The organism is Flavobacterium selenitireducens, from assembly GCF_014748335.1.
Classification (GTDB): Bacteria; Bacteroidota; Bacteroidia; order Flavobacteriales; family Flavobacteriaceae; genus Flavobacterium; species Flavobacterium selenitireducens.
Map to the genome: position 1 here is coordinate 71,222 of NZ_JAAVIY010000002.1, position 17,720 is coordinate 88,941.

The 17,720-nt window shown below is 48.1% G+C and carries 20 protein-coding genes; 11 read left to right on the forward strand and 9 right to left on the reverse strand.

Annotation, left to right across the window (positions count from 1 at the left end; genetic code table 11):
* Positions 1-25: 25 nt before the first annotated feature.
* The gene (locus tag HC229_RS03895) at positions 26-475 is read right to left on the reverse strand and encodes a winged helix-turn-helix transcriptional regulator (RefSeq protein WP_191019153.1); all 450 of its coding nucleotides are present in this window, start codon (positions 473-475) and stop codon (positions 26-28) included.
* 80 nt (positions 476-555) lie between these two features.
* Between HC229_RS03895 and HC229_RS03900 the strand changes: the two genes are divergently transcribed.
* The gene (locus tag HC229_RS03900) at positions 556-1,446 is read left to right on the forward strand and encodes an NmrA family NAD(P)-binding protein (RefSeq protein WP_191019154.1); all 891 of its coding nucleotides are present in this window, start codon (positions 556-558) and stop codon (positions 1,444-1,446) included.
* Here the strand turns inward: HC229_RS03900 and HC229_RS03905 are convergent.
* From HC229_RS03905 to HC229_RS03940, 8 genes are all read right to left on the reverse strand, one after another.
* Positions 1,436-1,936 (reverse strand): hypothetical protein, encoded by a 501-nt coding sequence (locus tag HC229_RS03905; RefSeq protein ID WP_191019155.1) that lies wholly within the window; start codon positions 1,934-1,936, stop codon positions 1,436-1,438. The two genes, HC229_RS03900 and HC229_RS03905, sit on opposite strands and share 11 nt — an antisense overlap.
* Before the next feature lie 66 nt (positions 1,937-2,002).
* Entirely contained in the window at positions 2,003-2,617 is a 615-nt protein-coding gene (locus HC229_RS03910) for a hypothetical protein (RefSeq protein ID WP_191019156.1), read from the reverse strand.
* 156 nt (positions 2,618-2,773) lie between these two features.
* Positions 2,774-3,556 carry an enoyl-CoA hydratase/isomerase family protein gene (locus HC229_RS03915; protein WP_191019157.1) on the reverse strand — a complete coding sequence of 261 codons (783 nt, stop codon included), beginning with the start codon at positions 3,554-3,556 and terminating at the stop codon, positions 2,774-2,776.
* Positions 3,557-3,727: 171 nt separating this feature from the next.
* Complete coding sequence (locus HC229_RS03920) at positions 3,728-5,143, reverse strand: ATP-binding protein (protein WP_191019532.1); 1,416 nt, start codon at positions 5,141-5,143, stop codon at positions 3,728-3,730.
* Between the two features lie 48 nt (positions 5,144-5,191).
* Positions 5,192-5,737 (reverse strand): CopD family protein, encoded by a 546-nt coding sequence (locus HC229_RS03925; RefSeq protein WP_191019158.1) that lies wholly within the window; start codon positions 5,735-5,737, stop codon positions 5,192-5,194.
* Positions 5,724-7,067, reverse strand: a complete 1,344-nt coding sequence (locus tag HC229_RS03930) for an MATE family efflux transporter (RefSeq protein WP_191019159.1) — start codon at positions 7,065-7,067, stop codon at positions 5,724-5,726. The genes HC229_RS03925 and HC229_RS03930 overlap by 14 nt, the downstream gene beginning before the upstream one ends.
* The gene (gene hemH / locus HC229_RS03935) at positions 7,067-8,098 is read right to left on the reverse strand and encodes a ferrochelatase (RefSeq protein ID WP_191019160.1); all 1,032 of its coding nucleotides are present in this window, start codon (positions 8,096-8,098) and stop codon (positions 7,067-7,069) included. The genes HC229_RS03930 and hemH overlap by 1 nt, the downstream gene beginning before the upstream one ends.
* Before the next feature lie 93 nt (positions 8,099-8,191).
* On the reverse strand, positions 8,192-9,064 hold the full coding sequence (locus tag HC229_RS03940; RefSeq protein WP_191019161.1) for an AraC family transcriptional regulator: 873 nt from the start codon (positions 9,062-9,064) through the stop codon (positions 8,192-8,194).
* A 226-nt stretch (positions 9,065-9,290) separates the two neighbouring features.
* Here HC229_RS03940 and hemA point away from each other — a divergent pair, with 226 nt between their 5' ends.
* From hemA to HC229_RS03990, 10 genes are all read left to right on the forward strand, one after another.
* A complete protein-coding gene (gene hemA / locus HC229_RS03945; RefSeq protein WP_191019162.1) occupies positions 9,291-10,547 on the forward strand; it encodes a glutamyl-tRNA reductase in 1,257 nt (418 codons plus the stop codon).
* On the forward strand, positions 10,544-11,461 hold the full coding sequence (gene hemC, locus HC229_RS03950; RefSeq protein ID WP_191019163.1) for a hydroxymethylbilane synthase: 918 nt from the start codon (positions 10,544-10,546) through the stop codon (positions 11,459-11,461). The genes hemA and hemC overlap by 4 nt, the downstream gene beginning before the upstream one ends.
* A 17-nt stretch (positions 11,462-11,478) precedes the next feature.
* Entirely contained in the window at positions 11,479-12,171 is a 693-nt protein-coding gene (locus HC229_RS03955) for a uroporphyrinogen-III synthase (RefSeq protein WP_191019164.1), read from the forward strand.
* A 62-nt stretch (positions 12,172-12,233) separates the two neighbouring features.
* Positions 12,234-13,256 carry a uroporphyrinogen decarboxylase gene (gene hemE / locus HC229_RS03960; RefSeq protein WP_191019165.1) on the forward strand — a complete coding sequence of 341 codons (1,023 nt, stop codon included), beginning with the start codon at positions 12,234-12,236 and terminating at the stop codon, positions 13,254-13,256.
* Between the two features lie 136 nt (positions 13,257-13,392).
* Positions 13,393-14,295, forward strand: a complete 903-nt coding sequence (gene hemF, locus HC229_RS03965) for an oxygen-dependent coproporphyrinogen oxidase (RefSeq protein WP_191019166.1) — start codon at positions 13,393-13,395, stop codon at positions 14,293-14,295.
* Positions 14,292-15,248, forward strand: coding sequence for a DUF4421 family protein (locus HC229_RS03970; RefSeq protein ID WP_191019167.1), 957 nt, complete (start codon positions 14,292-14,294; stop codon positions 15,246-15,248). The genes hemF and HC229_RS03970 overlap by 4 nt, the downstream gene beginning before the upstream one ends.
* A gap of 3 nt (positions 15,249-15,251) precedes the next feature.
* Entirely contained in the window at positions 15,252-16,229 is a 978-nt protein-coding gene (gene hemB / locus HC229_RS03975; protein ID WP_191019168.1) for a porphobilinogen synthase, read from the forward strand.
* A gap of 9 nt (positions 16,230-16,238) precedes the next feature.
* Positions 16,239-16,598 (forward strand): hypothetical protein, encoded by a 360-nt coding sequence (locus HC229_RS03980; protein WP_191019169.1) that lies wholly within the window; start codon positions 16,239-16,241, stop codon positions 16,596-16,598.
* Between the two features lie 19 nt (positions 16,599-16,617).
* Positions 16,618-16,995 carry a c-type cytochrome gene (locus HC229_RS03985; RefSeq protein WP_191019170.1) on the forward strand — a complete coding sequence of 126 codons (378 nt, stop codon included), beginning with the start codon at positions 16,618-16,620 and terminating at the stop codon, positions 16,993-16,995.
* 5 nt (positions 16,996-17,000) lie between these two features.
* Positions 17,001-17,717 (forward strand): MBL fold metallo-hydrolase, encoded by a 717-nt coding sequence (locus tag HC229_RS03990; protein ID WP_191019171.1) that lies wholly within the window; start codon positions 17,001-17,003, stop codon positions 17,715-17,717.
* Positions 17,718-17,720 lie beyond the last annotated feature (3 nt).

Consider the following 17,720-nt stretch of genomic DNA (forward strand, 5'->3'; position numbering starts at 1 on the left):
AATCTGTTAGGTCTGGCAAAAAAAATCAACCTTTCCCAAACTGTGCCCCACTTTCGCGCCTTGCTTCCCAGGTTTCGATAACAACCGGAAATTCGCTAAACGCCTGACTTATCGGGATTCCGTTGAGCTTACTTTCTTCAATCACCCATTCCGCCATGGCGTCCATTACTTTTTGCAACCGTCTCCCGGAATCGCTCAACCGATAACGCACCACCGGAGGCACTACAGCTTCCGCCGTGCGCACGATCAGATTTTCAGCCTCGAGTTGTTTGAGGCTCTGGATGAGCATTTTCTCGGTGATAGGAGGAATGCATCTCTTAAGTTCCCCATACCGTTTTTCGCCGGCTATCAAATGGAACAATATGATAGGTTTCCAGTAGCCTCCGATCTTGTCCATCAAATAAGTAACGGGGCATTCAATCAGTGCCGAAGATTTGTTTTCCTGAATTACCGAACGCTGTTTTATCGCCGTCATATCTACTAACTATAGGGTAAGTACTTGCACAAAAGTAAGCACAAATATAACTTTGTTCTTGAATTTAAATCGCACTTACCATGAAAATTATAGTAACAGGTTCCTTAGGAAATATCAGCAAGCCTTTGACGCAGCAATTAGTAGCACAAAATCACGACGTAACGGTAATCAGCCATTCTGACAAACGGGAATCCGAAATCCGAAACCTGGGCGCAAAGGCCGCGATCGGGTCGATTTCGGACGAAAATTTCCTCGTCGACACATTTTTAGGCGCAGATGTCGTCTACCTTATGATTCCGTCAGACTACAAAACCCATGACATGACTGCCGACATTGCCAGCACTGGCGCGACATATGCGGCGGCAATTGAAAAATCCGGCGTTAAGCGCATCGTGGTTTTGAGTAGCATGGGCGCGCATTTGCCAACGGGTAACGGACCTCTATCAGCTTTGGGATTGGCCGAAAAGAACTACGAAAAACTTCAGGGTGTCGATATTACATATTTGCGCCCCGGATTTTTTTACACAAATTATCTGGCGCAAATCGGACTTGTCAATAATGCAGGGATTTTAGGAGACAATACCTCGCCGAACACACGTTTTCTGTTGACGCATCCTGCCGATATCGCTGAGGTCGCCGCCGACGTCATCCTGAATCCGACTACAAGGAAGTCGCTGCGTTTTATCGTGAGTGACGAATTGAACAACACGCAAATCGCATCGCTCCTGGGCAAATCGATTAAAAAACCAGATTTGACATGGGTTCAATTCTCAAACGAAGATTACAAAAACGGTTTGATGCAAAACGGGTTTTCGGAAAGCGCCGCACGGGCGTATGTCGAAATGGGCGAGGCTTTCCTTGACGGGCGCGCTTACGACGAAGTAGACACAAACCAGGATAAAATTGTCAAAGGGAAACGTCGTTTTGAAGATTTTGCGGCAGAGGTTTTCGCACCGGCGTTCAGTCGATGAGGTGTGAGATGTCGTTCGACGCGTAAAAATAAGACAAGCCGTCGCCGTTGCCGCCCATAGCGTCGTGACTGGCGAATGAGATTTTGAGTTCGGCAACCGCGTAGTTGCCGGGTTCAACTTCTGTAACGGCATAATCTTGTGAGGTAACCCAATTGAGAATTTCCGCAATCGGTTGGTCTTGATAAATGCGAAAATCGGCTATGAGAACGTAGATGTTTTCGTGCATTTCAAACTGGGTAAACGCGTCGTCTTTGTCGTAACACATAAAAATGGAGTCGCCTTCGCTTGTAAGTCCGGAGTAAATGTCGCGGTTGAGGCTAAAATCGAAATTGTCCTCGTCTCTGTCGAAGAACTCGCTCATATCGAATGTTTGATTATCTTCCTCATAAGAGCTCTTGAGCAGATCGCGCGCTTTCTGACGATCCATTTTCCAGGTGATGGTAGACCCGTTTATGGTCAGGCCAAGGTTCGGATTATAGAGAATTTCCATAGTTGTCGTTTTTGTAATTTGATGTTAGCCGGCGCAGTGTCAAAAACTCAATCGCATCAACCTAGATCAGCTGATCCACATTGTAATGAATCGATAAGTTTTCCAGACGCCGTTGTCTTTTACATAGAGCGAAAAACCGCCACCTCCGCTTTCCGGTTGACCGGAAGTGCCTTTATAAAAAACACAGACCGTATTATTCCTGAGAAACACGGGTTTCGAAAAATGGTAAAGAACGGAGCCATACTTTCTTTTAAAATACGGATACCCTTTGTTTCGATTCAAAAATATCGAATCCACTTCTTTTGTCGATACCTGGCGCGAGTTCCGAATCAAACCTTTTGACCAATTGGCCTGTTTACCGGCAACGGAAAGTTCTGCGATCACAAAATCAATTTCGGTCTTGCTCAGTGAAATCCGGGCCGGTGCACTCGTATTGCCGCGCCATTCGCCATAATCAGGGCGGATGTAAGTTTTTTGTCGGGTAAGTGTTTTTTTAAGGTCAGACAAATCAATCGGCTGATATTCCTGATAGACGACTGTTTCCGGATGCTTCCCGAAAAGCTGATTCAGGAACGCTGCCTGCTCCTTGTTTTGCCCAAGTGCCGAAAATCCGATGCAAACCAAAAATATTGCGAAGACGATTTTCGCGCTACCGGAATTGTGCATTTGCAAATTTTTCATGGCATTTGGATTTAACGACCGGGACTGCGGTGCATCTCCGCAATCGATGTTACAAAGATGAAAAATGCTGTTCGGAATAGCCGACCAATAAACGTTTACTGTCGTTTGTAATCGTTTGTAACCGTTTGTTGTCGGCTAATGATCAAAAAAAAGAAATTATTTCCCTGTAAATTCCGGCTTGCGCTTTTCAAGAAACGCGGTTGTTCCTTCCTTGAAATCTTCGGTTCCGAAGCAATATCCGAACGCCCGTATTTCAGACATGAAGCCATCCGTGTCCTTGTCGAAACCTGCGTTTACCGTTTCAATTGCCTTGGCAACCGCTACAGGTGAATTGTTGGCGATTTTAGCCGCAAGACTTCTCGCAAGGCCAAGCAGTTCCGATTGTGGAACGACGTGGTTGACCAATCCCCATGTTTTGGCTTCTTCAGCCGTCAACATTGCCGCAGTCAGGATCATTTCCATGGCCTTTCCTTTACCCACAAGTTGCGGCAAACGCTGGGTTCCGCCATAACCGGGAATGACGCCAAGTGTGACTTCCGGCAAACCCATTTTTGCATTTTCGGACGCTATCCTGAAATGACAGGCCATCGCGAGTTCCAATCCGCCACCGAGCGCAAAACCATTTACGGCCGCGATGACGGGCTTGCTGAAATTTTCTATGAAGTTGAACAGCAATTCGTGTCCGGTGGCTGCGAGCGACGCCCCTTGTTCGTCGTCAAAATCGGCAAATTCGGAAATATCGGCTCCCGCGACAAACGCTTTTTCCCCGCTTCCGACAACCACGATCGCTCGAACTTCGGCGTCCGATTGCAAGTCGGTAAACGCTTGGTTGAGTTCCTTGATTGTCGCCTTGTTGAGCGCGTTGAGTTTGGTCGGACGGTTGATCGTTACCGTTGCGATGCGGTCATTTTTTTCGATTAGTATGTTTTCGAATTCCATTTTTTGTGGTTGATAGTTGGTAGTTGATAGTTGGTAGTTGGTAGTTGTCAGTTGATAGTTGTCAGTTGATAGTTGTCAGTTGATTGTTGATTGTTGACGGTTGATAGTTGTCAGTTGATTGTTGACGGTTGATAGTTGTCAGTTGATAGTTGATTGTTGACGGTTGATAGGTCAATTGTCGGTTATGGGTAGTCGAACCTTGAAAATAGTGCCTTTTCCTGGCTCTGTCTCAAAGGTAATATTTCCCTTATAATTCTCTATGATGTTTTTGATGATGCCCAATCCAAGGCCCATTCCACTTGTTTTGGTAGTGAACTTCGGCTCGAAAATATGAGGCGCGTTATATGGTTCGATCCCGAAACCATTGTCTTCCACCAAGATCAGAACATCGTGTTCGTGTCGCTCCACTTTTACCGACACCATCTTGTGTTCGCGGTGCTCGGGAATAGCCTGGATCGCGTTTTTGACGAGGTTCGTGATGATCCGGATGAGTTGCGTCCGATCGATTACCGAAATGATTTCGTCCTCCGCCGATTCGAATTTGATAAAATCCTCGTTGAAAATATCAAGTGCCAGCTCCACAACCTGGACCACGTTGAGCGTTTCATTCTGTTGGGCCGGCATCGAAGCGAAATTCGAGAATGCCGAAGCCACGGCGCTCATCGTATCGATTTGTTGGATCAGCGTCTGGCTGTAATCGTTGAGTTTTTGCTTGAGATCAGGATCGGAAGGATCAAATTTTCGCTGGAAACTCTGGACCGTCAACCGCATCGGCGTAAGCGGATTCTTGATTTCGTGAGCCACCTGTTTGGCCATTTCGCGCCAGGCTTCCTCCCGTTCGGATTGGGCCAGTTTGACCGCCGATTTTTCGAGATCGTCCACCATCGTATTGTACGCCTTGATCAGGGAATCGATCTCGGTGCTGTTGGCTTTGAGGTAGATTTTTTGGTTTTTTTGCAGAAAACTCGTCTCGTTTATGCGATCGGAAATCGTTTTTAATGTCGCGGTAATGTAGGTGGAGAGGAAATACGCCAATCCGAATGCGATAACCAGCGTAAAACCGTACACCTGGCTCAGTCGGATAAAAAAATTACGCAACTCGTTTTCGTAATAACCGTCGTCTTCCACATAAGGAATATTCAAAATTCCGAGCGGCTTGAACTTATCGTCCTTTATTATGGAGTAGGAAGATCTGTTCTTGACGCCGTCCGTATTGGTAATGTTCACGTAGCGTTTTTCGATCGACGATTGCACGAGTTTGAGCACCAAAGGCGGCACGGGAGGCGGCACGCTGTCTATCGAAAAAGACGATTTTGACGAAATGAGCAATTTTCCGCCAAGGCCATAAATATTGATTTCGAGGTTATGGATGTCGGAAAGTTCGTGAATCCGATCCTTGAAAATCAACGGAAGATTTTTCGTCGTAAGCGGATATGTCGTAGTCGAAAGCACGTAATTGATGTGTTCCGTGATCGCATTTTCTTTGTTGACAAGCCGTTCCTGATGGTATTCTTTTGCCTCGTTCTTGAACTGTATGATTGAAATCGTCGCCAATAAAACCGACGCGATCAGGATCAACAGGATCATCGAAAGAAAAATCCGGATGCGCAGCGATATGTTGAAGATACCGGCCATCTAGCTGTTATTTTTGTGTCGGATGCGTTTGTAAAATCGGAATCCGAGCATGATCAGGATCGAAAATGCCATGATCCCGACGACACCGTAAATCCAGTTGACAGCATTTTTTAGGATCACCAAAAAGACGACGGCAAACAGGATGATCGTCGCTCCTTCGTTCCACAATCTCATGAAATTCGAGGTATGCCTGACCTCGTCCCGCTGTAGTTGGTTGTAGATTTGATGACATTTCAGATGATAAAAAACCAAAAGCAAGACAAATCCGAGTTTGACATGCATCCACGGCTGGCTCAGCCATTCGGGCATCAAATAGAGCAACGCAGCCGCGAATCCTGTGGCCAAAACCGCCGACGGCCAGGTAATGATGAACCACAACCGATACGTCATGATCTTGTACTGTTTCTGTAGGATTTCTTTCTCGGGTGACGGCTTCGAAGCGGCCTCAATCTGGTACACAAACAAACGCACGATATAAAAAAGCCCCGCGAACCAAGTGATCACGAAGATAAGGTGCAGGGATTTGAGGTAATTATAACTTTCCATCGGACAATTTCTTCAGCGAAGCGAGCAGGAAACTTCCGGTAACCAAAGTGGCGAGCACGTCAGCGATCGGGAAGGCGACCCATATTCCAAAAATACCAAAATATTTGGGCAAAATCAGGATAAGCGGAATCAGGAAAAATCCTTGTTTGGTCAACGTAAGCAGCAGCGATTTTATGGCCTTTCCCGAAGATTGAAAATAAGCCGATCCAATCAACTGAATCACGATTACCGGAGAAGCGGCGAACACCCATCGCAACGCGTTCGGCGTTTGTTCGAGCACTTCGCGATCGTTTATGAAAACCGACACGATCTCCTCGGCAAAAATCAGGATCAGCACGTAAATGACCATCGACAAGGTTGCCGCTGCCGTCATTGCGATCTTGACGATGCGTTGCACGCGGTCGTACTTTTTAGCCCCGAAGTTAAAACCGGCAATCGGCTGGAAACCTTCCGTGATTCCGTTTACCGGAAACAGCGCGAACATCAGCATTTTACTGATGATGCCGTACACCGCCACCGACGTGTCGCCTCCAAAGGCAATCAATTGATGGTTGAGCAATATCGTCAGTACAGAAATCACGCTTTGCCGGGCCAGGGGCGTAAAACTCAAACCGCCGATCTCTCCCGCAAGTTTGAAATCAGGAACAAAATGGGAAAATTGCAGACGGATCTTGCTTTTGGCCACGAAATACCAAACCAGGTAAAGAAATCCGGCGGCGAATGAAAGCGAGGTCGCGAGTGCGGCCCCGAATACGCCCATGTCCATGAATCGGATGAAGACCACATCGAAGACCAAATTCATTACAGACGGCGCGATCATGCCCACCATCGCATAACGCGCCCGGTCTTCGGCACGCATAACCGCGTTTCCTGTGGACGTCAAAGCCTGGAGCGGTCCGGCAAAAAGCAACGGGAAAAAGAACGCTCTCGCTGGTTCTACAATTTCGCCTTTGGCCCCGAACAGGTTCAGCATCCAATCAGAAAAGAAAAACCCGACAACCATCAAAGACACGGTCAGAATCGTGGTAAGCATCAATTGGTGCGCGACGGTTTTCTCTGCCTTGTCGAACTTTTCGGCACCTAACGCCCGCGATAGAACCGAACTTCCTCCGGCGCCAACCGCAAACCCAATCGAACCCATCAGGAAAATGATAGGCGTTACGACCGTCAACGCCGCAATGGCGATCGATCCGACCCAACGCCCGACGAGAATGGTGTCCACGAGCATGTTCACGGTCAGGAAAAGCATACCGACAGAAGCCGGGACAGCTTGCCGTAGCAGCAACTTTTTTAAGCTGCCCGTCCCGAAATCCTGGGCGGTTTGCTCCATCAACCGAAAATTTTGTCGGTTTTAGACCAGTAGTTGATCCAGTTGGCGGCGGTTTGTGTCCAGTCTTCGCTGTCGTTGAGACACGGAATGGCCAGGAAATCCTCTCCTCCGTGCTGTTTGAAATCTTCGTTCGCGCGCATTGCGATTTCCTCGAGGGTTTCGAGGCAGTCCGCGACAAAAGCAGGCGTGACTACTGCGAGTTTCTTGATTCCGGCGGCGGGCATTTTGTTGATTTCGACATCCGTGTATGGCTCAAGCCATTTGTCTCCGGCCAGACGCGATTGGAACGTTAGCGAGTATTTTTCTTCCGGAATGCCCAATTGTTCGACAACCAAACGCGTGGTTTCGTAACATTGGTGGCGGTAGCAGAATTTATGGGCCGGGGAAGGCGTCGCACAGCACGTTGAATTGATTTTGCAATGCGATTTTGTGATGTCGGTCTTCCGGATGTGGCGCTCCGGGATTCCGTGATACGAAAACAACAAATGATCGTACTCGAAACCCTCTAGATTTTTGGCGATGAGATCGGACAAATTCTTGATGTAATCGGCCCGGTTGTAAAATGCCGGAACCTCGGTGATTGTCATCTGCGGAAACTTTTTCTTGCGGATTTCCTCGGCGAGCACCTCAATTGTTTTCGTCGACGCCATCGCGTATTGCGGATAAAGAGGAAACAATAGCACCTCGGTAACGCCCTGATCAGCCAGTTCCTGCAAACCGGATTCTATGTTCGGATTCCCGTATCGCATCGAAAGTGCTACCGGAAGTTCAGTTTTGGTCTTGACCTTCTCGTGGAATTTTTTCGAAATTACGATGAGTGGCGAACCTTCATCGGTCCAGATTTGCGCGTAGGCATGGGCCGAAGCCTCGGGACGCTTCCGTAAAATAATGCCGCGAACGAGTAATGCGCGCAGTAAAAACGGCACGTCGATCACGTATTTGTCCATCAAAAATTCATCGAGATACGGTTTTACGTCCTTTGGTGTTGGCGATTCGGGCGAGCCGAGGTTTACGAGAAGTACTCCTTTCATTAATGTTGGGTTGATTATGCGTTGGGTCGTTTATTTAGGTTTCGCTCTAAAAACAAACCGTTAAGAATAAAAATTTAGTTGGAATTCCGTCGGTTAAGCGCTTACGTTGATCGACATCAGATATTTCTTTGGCGTCGTCCCGAATTTTTTCCGGAAAGCCGATATGAAATGACTCGCCGTCGAATATCCGATCTTCAACCCGGCTTCGTTGACATTGTGAGTTCCGTCCTCCAAAAGCTTGCGAGCGAATTCCATCTTGTAGTCGAACAAAAACGCATAAACCGAATCGCCGTAAATTTGCTTGAACCCGGTTTTGAGCTTTTTCAGGTTGAGGCCAATTTGGTCGGCCAATTCCTGTAAGCCCGGCGGTTCGGCCATATTGGCGATGATGATATCTTTAGCTTTCCTGATTTTCAACACATTTTCCTCGTCGATCAAAAACGGGCATTGCTCGGCATCCGGATCTTCGGTTCGGTTAAAGTACAAACTCAAAAGTTCGTACGCCTTACCTTTGTAATAGAGATTTTTTATCGACGGATGCAAATTGAAGTGAAACAGCTGATTGAGCACGATGGCCATCGAAGGCGAAATATCGGCCTCGTTATAATATTTCTTGTCTTGGTTTCCAGCCGATAAAAACGGGATATGTTCCGCTTCGGACGAAAAAAGCGCATGGAATTTCTTTATGGAAATTACTACTGAAATAACCCACGAATTAGGTGCCATTTCGAGGTTCAGCGGCAATTCCTTTTGCGGATTGTAAAGCAGCAACGACTTTTCCTCTCGCAAATCCAAGGCATAATTCCCCTGGTTGAAGATAAACTTCGCCTTGCCTTTGATGCCGTAATGAAATTGGATCAGACCCTGGCTGATCGGACGTTCGGCCCGATACATTTCGGCTCCATCATTCTGGAAGCGAAGCAGGTAAAAATCGTCCTCGATCTTGATGACTTCCTGTGAACCCATAGCGATATTTTTTTGACTTAAGTTTTTGGATTCCAAGCGCTGATTTATTTAGAATGATTCTATATAACATCGTTCGGAATGCCCGTCAACGCTGCAAATTTAGCACAAAATAACGTCAGATTAACCTTTTGCGCCCAAAATATCCGAGAGCGACATAAAAAGTCCTTTGAGCGTTATTTTTATCAAAACTACTGAAATACTTTTGTTGCAGATTTTGAGGACAAACATGCATACAACTAACGCATCGAAGCATCTGACTTTTTATGTCGTGGGATTGAGCTACAAAAAAGCCGATGCTGAGATCAGGGGAAAGTTCAGCCTCGACGATGCTTCCAAAGACCGGCTTTTGAGCCAGGCTGCAATGGAAGGCGTCGGCGGCATGATCGTTACTTCGACGTGCAACCGCACCGAGATTTATGGTTTTGCCGAACATCCTTACCAACTCATAAAACTTCTTGTCGACAACAGCCGTGGCAGCGTCGACGAATTTCAGCGCGTGGCTTACGTTCACAAAAACAGCGATGCGATCAACCATATGTTCCGCGTCGGGACAGGTCTCGACAGCCAGATTTTGGGCGATTTCGAGATCATCAGCCAACTCAAGTCCGGGTTTACGCAGGCGCGCAAACAAGGTTTGACGAATGCGTTTCTCGAGCGTTTGACCAATGCCGTCATCCAGGCGAGCAAACGCATCAAGAACGAAACAGAGATTTCTTCGGGTGCGACTTCGGTGTCGTTTGCCTCCGTTCAATACATGATGAAGAACGTGGCCGATATCAGAAACAAGAATATTTTGCTTTTCGGAACCGGGAAAATCGGACGCAATACTTGCGAAAATCTCGTCAAACACACCAAAAACGAACATATCACGCTGATCAACCGCACGAAGGATAAAGCCGAGAGACTTGCGTCGAAGCTACACCTGATCGTCAAGGATTACTCCGAATTGCATCTGGAGTTGCAAAAAGCCGATATTTTGGTCGTGGCTACGGGCGCACAAAATCCGACGATAGACAAAGCCGTCCTGAACTTGAAAAAGCCGCTTTTGATCCTCGATTTGTCGATCCCGAAAAACGTAGCCGACGACGTCATGGAGTTGCCCGAAGTGACGCTGCTCCACATGGACCATCTCTCCCAAATCACCGACGATACGTTGGAGAATCGCAAGAAACACATTCCCGCCGCCGAAGCGATCATCGAGGAAATCCGGGAGGAATTCACGGCCTGGACGCACGAGCGCAAATTCGCCCCGACGATCAACGCGTTGAAAGAAAAACTCAACGAGATCAAGAATTCCGAACTCGATTTCCAAAGCCGCAAGATCGCCGATTTCAACGAGCGGCAAGCGGAGATCATCTCAAACCGCATCATACAAAAGATCACGACTCATTTCGCCAACCATCTCAAGGACACGAACACGCCAATGGACGAAAGCATTGAGTGGATCGAAAAAGTCTTCAAGATCGAAACGTCGCTGAAATGAGCAAAACAATCCGAATCGGCACGCGCGACAGCCAACTGGCACTTTGGCAGGCGCACACGGTCGAAAAGAAACTCAACGATCTAGGTTACCAAACAGAAATCGTCGCGGTAAAATCTACCGGCGACCTGATTCTCGATAAACCGCTTTACGAATTGGGCATTACGGGCATTTTTACCAAAACGCTCGACATCGCGATGATCAACGGCCAGATCGACATCGCCGTCCACTCGATGAAAGACGTGCCCACGGCTTTGCCAAGGGGAATCGTCCAGGCTGCGGTTTTGGAACGCGCTTCTGAAAAGGACATTCTCGTCTACAAAAACAATCCTGATTTTTACCACGAAGAGGCCACGATCGCATCCGGAAGTTTGCGTCGTCAGGCCCAATGGCTGCACCGCTATCCGCATCACCAGGTCGTCGATTTGAGAGGCAACGTGAACACGCGTTTGCAAAAGCTGGCCGACAATAACTGGAACGGGGCGATTTTCGCTTCCGCCGGTTTGGATCGCATCGGTGTCAAACCCGATAGCCATATCGACCTCGATTGGATGTTGCCCGCTCCGGCCCAGGGCGCGATGGTCGTCGTCGCGATGGAAAAGGACGATTTTTCACGCGAAGCCGTAGGGAAACTCAATCATTTCGAATCGGAAATGTGCACGCATATAGAACGCGACTTTTTGAAGACGCTTGAGGGCGGATGTACGGCGCCAATCGGGGCTTTCGCTGAGATCATCGGCAATGAGATCCGGTTTGAAGGCGCACTTTTATCGCTTGACGGAAAGGAAAAACTCGCTATTGAGAAATCGTCGGAAACCACACATTACAGAACATTCGGACGCGATTGCGCAAACGAAATACTGAAAAACGGAGGCGACGCACTAATGGTCAAAATCCGGTCGGAACTACAGAAATGAATCGGGAAATTTGCATATTGTCTACGAAAAAGCTCAAATCAGGCCAGAAGCAAATGCTGGCAGACGCGGGTTTGGCTGTAATAGAGGCAGATTTTATCGCGATCCGACAAAAAACCTTCGCGCTTCCCGAAATAAAAGGCAACCTGATCTTTACGAGCCAAAATGCCGTGAAAGCCGTTGCGAATCATCCTGAAGTCCAGGAAATCCGTCGCAATCCTGTTTTTTGCGTTGGCGAGAAAACGGCCGAATTGCTCGACGAAATGGGCTTTACGGTTTTGGCTTCCGCCGATTACGGGTCCGAATTGGCCCGGATTGTCATATCGGATTATCCAAACGAGAAATTCACTTTTTTCTGCGGCAATATCCGTCGCGACGAAATGCCGTCGGAACTCGCGAAATCCAATGTCGACTTCAATGAGGTCGAAGTGTACGAGACGGTTTTGAGTCCGACGAAAATCGAAGGCAAATTCGACGGGATTTTGTTTCTCAGCCCGAGTGGCGTCGAAAGTTTCAATTCCGAAAACGAATTTGGCGATGCGGTTTGTTTCTGCATAGGAAATACGACGGCCAACGCGGTCGGGAGTTCGAATCCTTCTGCGGTTCCCGTCGTCGCCAATCAGCCAACAATAGAAAGTACAATTGAGAAGTGCGTCAACCACCACTTCACTCAAGCCGCGGCCGACAGTTTTAAGCGCGGTGATAAAAAGTAAAATATATAACCTAGGAGACTTCGAGTCTTCCTGCCTTCGTGGCGAAAAAATCCGACATTCAAATGATCAAAAACGACCTATTTCTTCGCGCGCTAAACAATGAAACCGTCGATCGTCCGCCAGTCTGGATGATGCGCCAAGCCGGGCGTTACCTGCCCGAATTCCGCGCTTTGCGTGATAAATACGATTTTTTCACGCGATGCCAAACTCCGGAATTAGCCGCCGAAATCACGGTTCAGCCTATTCGCATCGTTAAGCCGGACGCCGCGATTTTGTTCTCCGACATTCTCGTCGTGCCTCAAGCCATGGGAATCGAAGTATTGATGAAGGAAAGCGTCGGTCCGTTTTTGCCGAACCCGATACGTTCCGCCAAGGATGTCGATCAAGTCATCGTGCCTGATGTAAATGAGACTTTGGGATATGTTTTCGACGCGATTAAACTGACCAAGGAAATGCTCAATGACGAGGTGCCGCTTATCGGGTTTGCAGGTTCGCCCTGGACGATTTTCTGCTACGCCGTCGAAGGGAAAGGCTCTAAAAGTTTTGACACGGCGAAAGGTTTCTGTTTTTCGGAACCCGTTGCGGCTCATGCGTTGCTCCAGAAAATTACCGATACGACGATCGCCTACCTCAAAGAAAAAGTCAAGGCCGGAGTCAACGCCGTCCAGATTTTCGATTCGTGGGGCGGAATGCTTTCCCCTGTCGATTACCAGGAATTTTCGTGGCAATATATCAACCAGATCGTTGAAGCCCTTGCTCCGGAAACCAAAGTGATCGTATTCGGAAAAGGCTGTTGGTTCGCCTTGAACGATATGGCAAAATCGAAAGCTTCGGCACTTGGAGTCGATTGGACGTGTTCGCCAAGGAACGCGCGCTATTTGTCTGGCGGACGCATTACGTTACAAGGCAATTTCGATCCGTCGCGCCTGCTTTCACCCATTCCGACGATCAAGAAAATGGTACACCAAATGATAGACGAATTCGGTAAGGATAATTATATCGTCAACCTCGGTCACGGCATTTTGCCCAATATTCCGGTCGATCACGCAAAAGCGTTTATCGATGCAGTAAAAGAATACAATTGATATGTAATAATTTGGGCGTGTCCCTTCGGGTCGGGCTTTCCGCTACAATCTTTTTAGGGTCCTCGCTGCGCTCGGACCCTAAAAAGGATTTCCGCTGCAATCCCTCACGCGACCCGGTATCGTAACTAAATTTGAGATGAAAGACCAGTTTTTCACTTACATCCAGAATCTCCAGGATCAAATCACGTCGAAACTTGAAGAAGTCGACGGTTCGGCGAAATTCCGCGAAGACAACTGGCAACGCCCCGAAGGCGGAGGCGGGCGCACTCGTGTAATCGAAAACGGAAATGTTTTTGAGAAAGGCGGTGTGAACATTTCAGCCGTGCACGGAAAGCTTCCGGAGTCGATGCAAAAGATGTTTGGAGTAGGGGAAGTCGATTTTTTTGCCTGCGGACTAAGTCTCGTGATCCATCCGAAAAGCCCGATGGTGCCGACGGTTCATGCAAACTGGCGCTATTTTGAAATGTACGACGAGAGCGGAAACGTCATAGATTCGTGGTTTGGCGGCGGACAGGATTTGACGCCTTATTATCTGTTTGATGAAGATGCGGTCCATTTCCATAAAACGTCCAAAACGGCTTGCGATAAACACGATCCGGAATTTTATCCGAAATATAAAAAACAATGCGATTCGTACTTCTGGAATGCCCATCGACACGAAGCGCGCGGCATCGGCGGACTGTTTTTCGACTACCTCAAAGCCACTGAAAAACGTTCGATGCAGGATTGGTTTGATTTCGTGACCGAAGTCGGGAACAATTTTCTGGAATCTTATGTTCCGATTGTCGAAAAACGCAAAGATTTGCCTTACGACGAATCCCACAGGAACTGGCAGGAAATCCGCCGCGGCCGTTATGTCGAATTCAATCTCGTGCACGACAAAGGCACGCTTTTCGGACTTAAAACCAACGGCCGCATCGAAAGCATTCTGATGAGTTTACCGCCTCACGTGCAATGGGTTTACGATCATCATCCGGAACCGGGAAGCCCGGAATCTGAACTGCTTGAAGTGCTCTCGAAACCAAAAGACTGGCTGTGAAAAACTGGTTCCCGATATTGGCCGCCGTAACGAGTCCGTGCTTTGCGCAACACGACAGTATCGCGCCCTATTTCAGGGAATTCGAGAACAAGATTTCTACCCAGGTTTTTGTGCTTAACAAGTCTAATGATTTCGTCATCTCTTCACAAAACGAAGACGTTGAGGTAAACATCATCCCGAATAACAAAACGACACTCAACTTTGGTTTCCAATACGATATCGTGTCGTTCAGCATCGGATTCGCGCCAAGCTTTTTTGCCGAAAATCGCGACAGGAAAGAGTCGAGGATGACTTCTTTTTCATTCGATTTTTTTCCCGGACGATGGATGCAACGCCTCGAATACCACAACCAGAAAGGCATGAGCCTGGAACCCGAAGGCACGTCCGTAAAACTGTACTACAAAAATCTCGAGTCGACGCGAATCGGCGGAAGTACTGACTTTTTCCTCAACCGAAACTTTTCCTATCGCGCCATCGCCTTGCAAAATGTACAGCAATTGAGAAGCGCCGGCAGTTTTTCAGCCGGACTGACGTATCACTATTCTTCGCTCGATGGCCATAACGAACCCAATATCGAAGGCAAAATCAAGTTTTACGACATCGCCTTCACGCCGGCCTATCATTACAATTGGGTCATCGGAAAACGATTGAACCTCGCGGGCGGGCTTTCGTTAGGCGCTGGAATAAACTTCACAAATGACGAAGGAGACGAAACGACCTCCGCGCTTTATACGTCGGGTTTGCTGCTTGCGCCCGGTTATAATTCAGAAAGATGGTTCCTGGGAGCGAATTTGCGCGCCAGTTATTACGACAGGCAGGTCGACGACGGCATAACCGTTGGCGATACGATGGTCTACGCCACAATTTTCGTCGGTTATCGTTTTGACGCGCCGGAATTCCTGATCGAAAAAACACAACAGATAAAAAGTAAAATCCAAAAAACAAAGCAATAGAATATGTATCCGATCCATAGAAACCGAAGACTGCGTACCAATGATTCCATGCGTGCGCTGGTTCGCGAAACGATTTTGACGACAAGCGATTTCATGTTTCCGATGTTCATCTGCGAAGGCGAAAACATCCAAATTGAAATCCCGTCCATGCCCGGAATCTACAGGCGTTCGCTCGATTTGACGGTCAGGGAAGTTGCGGAATTGTGGAAACTCGGCATCAAGGCGGTTAACCTCTACGTCAAGGTTTCGGACAACTTAAAAGACAATACGGGTAAAGAAGCCTGGAATAAGGACGGGTTGATGCAACAGGCGATCCGCGCGATCAAGGACGCAACGCCCGAAATGATCGTGATGCCGGACGTCGCCCTCGATCCCTATTCGATATACGGACACGATGGCATCGTCGAAAACGGGCAGATCATCAACGACGCTACCGTAGACGCTTTGGTTCGCATGAGCATTTCGCATGCCGAAGCCGGTGCTGATTTCGTAGCGCCTTCCGATATGATGGACGGGCGCGTTTGGGCCATCCGGAAAGGTCTGGAAGAAAATAATTTCCCCAATGTCGGCATCATGAGTTATGCGGCCAAATACGCAAGTTCGCATTACGGTCCGTTTCGCGACGCACTCGATTCCGCTCCGGGATTCGGCGACAAAAAAACCTATCAGATGGATTTCTGCAACCGCACCGAAGCGATCAAGGAAGCGCTTCAGGATGTAGAGGAAGGAGCCGACATCGTCATGGTAAAACCAGGAATCGCCTATCTCGACATCGTGCGTGAAGTTCGCAACGCCGTTCACGTTCCCGTTGCGGTCTACAATGTTTCAGGCGAATATGCTATGGTAAAAGCTGCGGCCGAAAAAGGCTGGATCGACCACGATAAAGTAATGATCGAACAACTTACCTCGATCAAACGTGCAGGCGCTGACCTGATTTCGACTTACTTTGCAAAGGAAGCGGCAATTTTGCTCAATAAATAATCAGGACAAATGAAAAAATTAATTGCGTTGATGCTCCTTTTCGCCGGATTTTCAGTAAGCGCCCAAGGCCCGGCGGAACTGATGGGCAAATGGAAACTCGTCAAATGGGAAAAGGACGGCAAGGTCCAAAATATTTCGGCTCATTACAAAACCGATGCGGTGTTCCAGGTTTTCAAAGACAATGGAGTGTTCCAGCAAGTTACCGGGAAACAAATCTCCGACGGAACGTGGAAGTTCTCCCACGACCGCCGTGCCCTTATTACGGATGCGGGTTTGCTTCCGACGACGTACAAAATCGTTTTTTTCGATGCCAAACGACGAATCGTAACGCAAGACGGCATGGGCACATTCACGTATGAAAAAGTCTAGAATTGACAATTACATCGACATGAGATATTTATTTTTGGTTGTTGCCGCATGCGCAATGGCCTCGTGTGGCACAAAGGAAGCGACGTCCGACGAAAGTTTTGAGTACGAAGAAAAACAAACGCCTGTCGAACTTGGCCAAAAGATCTTCGACAGCAAAGGCAATTGTTATTCGTGCCACAAGCCGGACCAAAAGATAATCGGGCCGTCGCTTGAGGAAATTGCCAAAATCTACAAAGAGAAAAACGGCGACATCGTAAAGTTCCTTAAAGAAGAAGCCGAACCTATCGTCGATCCGGCCCAATATCCGGCCATGAAAGTCAACTTTGCGATCACGAAGCGCATGAGCGACGAGGAATTGAAAGCGTTGGAAGCCTACATTTACAGTCATTTAAAGTGATCCGGATGAAGGTCGTAGCGTTAAAAGAGGGCGATTTTTCGGTTAGCAAAAACAAGGAATTTTTTGGCTTGGACGATTATCCCGGCGGCCTGAGAATGGCCGTTCAGCCGTTTTTGGTCGTTACCGGAACCGATGTCATACTGCTCGACGCCGGCCTCGGATTTCTCGAAAACGGAAAGCCTCAGATTCACCGCTTGCTCGAACGGGAAAATATAGACGCGGCACACGTTACCAAAGTTCTAATTTCCCACTTCCACAAAGATCACGTCGATGGCCTCGGATATTTTGACGACGGAAGTTTTATTCCAAATTTTCCAAACGCGCACATCTTCTACCAAAAGCGGGAGCTTGATTTTGCGTTTACCGACGTGGGCAATCCATCTTACGATTTAGAGAAATTGCGACATATCGCCGCGCTTGACAATTTGATCGAACTCGACGGGGACGAAGGGCACATCGGCGATTCGATCTCATTTGCGGTCTCCGGCGGACACTCGCGTTTTCACCAGGAATTTTGGATTCGGGAGAACGGAAAGACGATTTTCTACGGAGCCGACAACCTGCCGCAAAAATCCTATATCGACTTCAACATCGCCTATAAAAGCGACGATGACGGCAAGAAGGCGGCGGCATTGCGTCACGATTGGAAGGCTCGTGCCGAGGCTGGACATTGGACAGTTTTGCTGTATCACGACATGGCGTTTCCGATAGTGGAGTTTTAAACG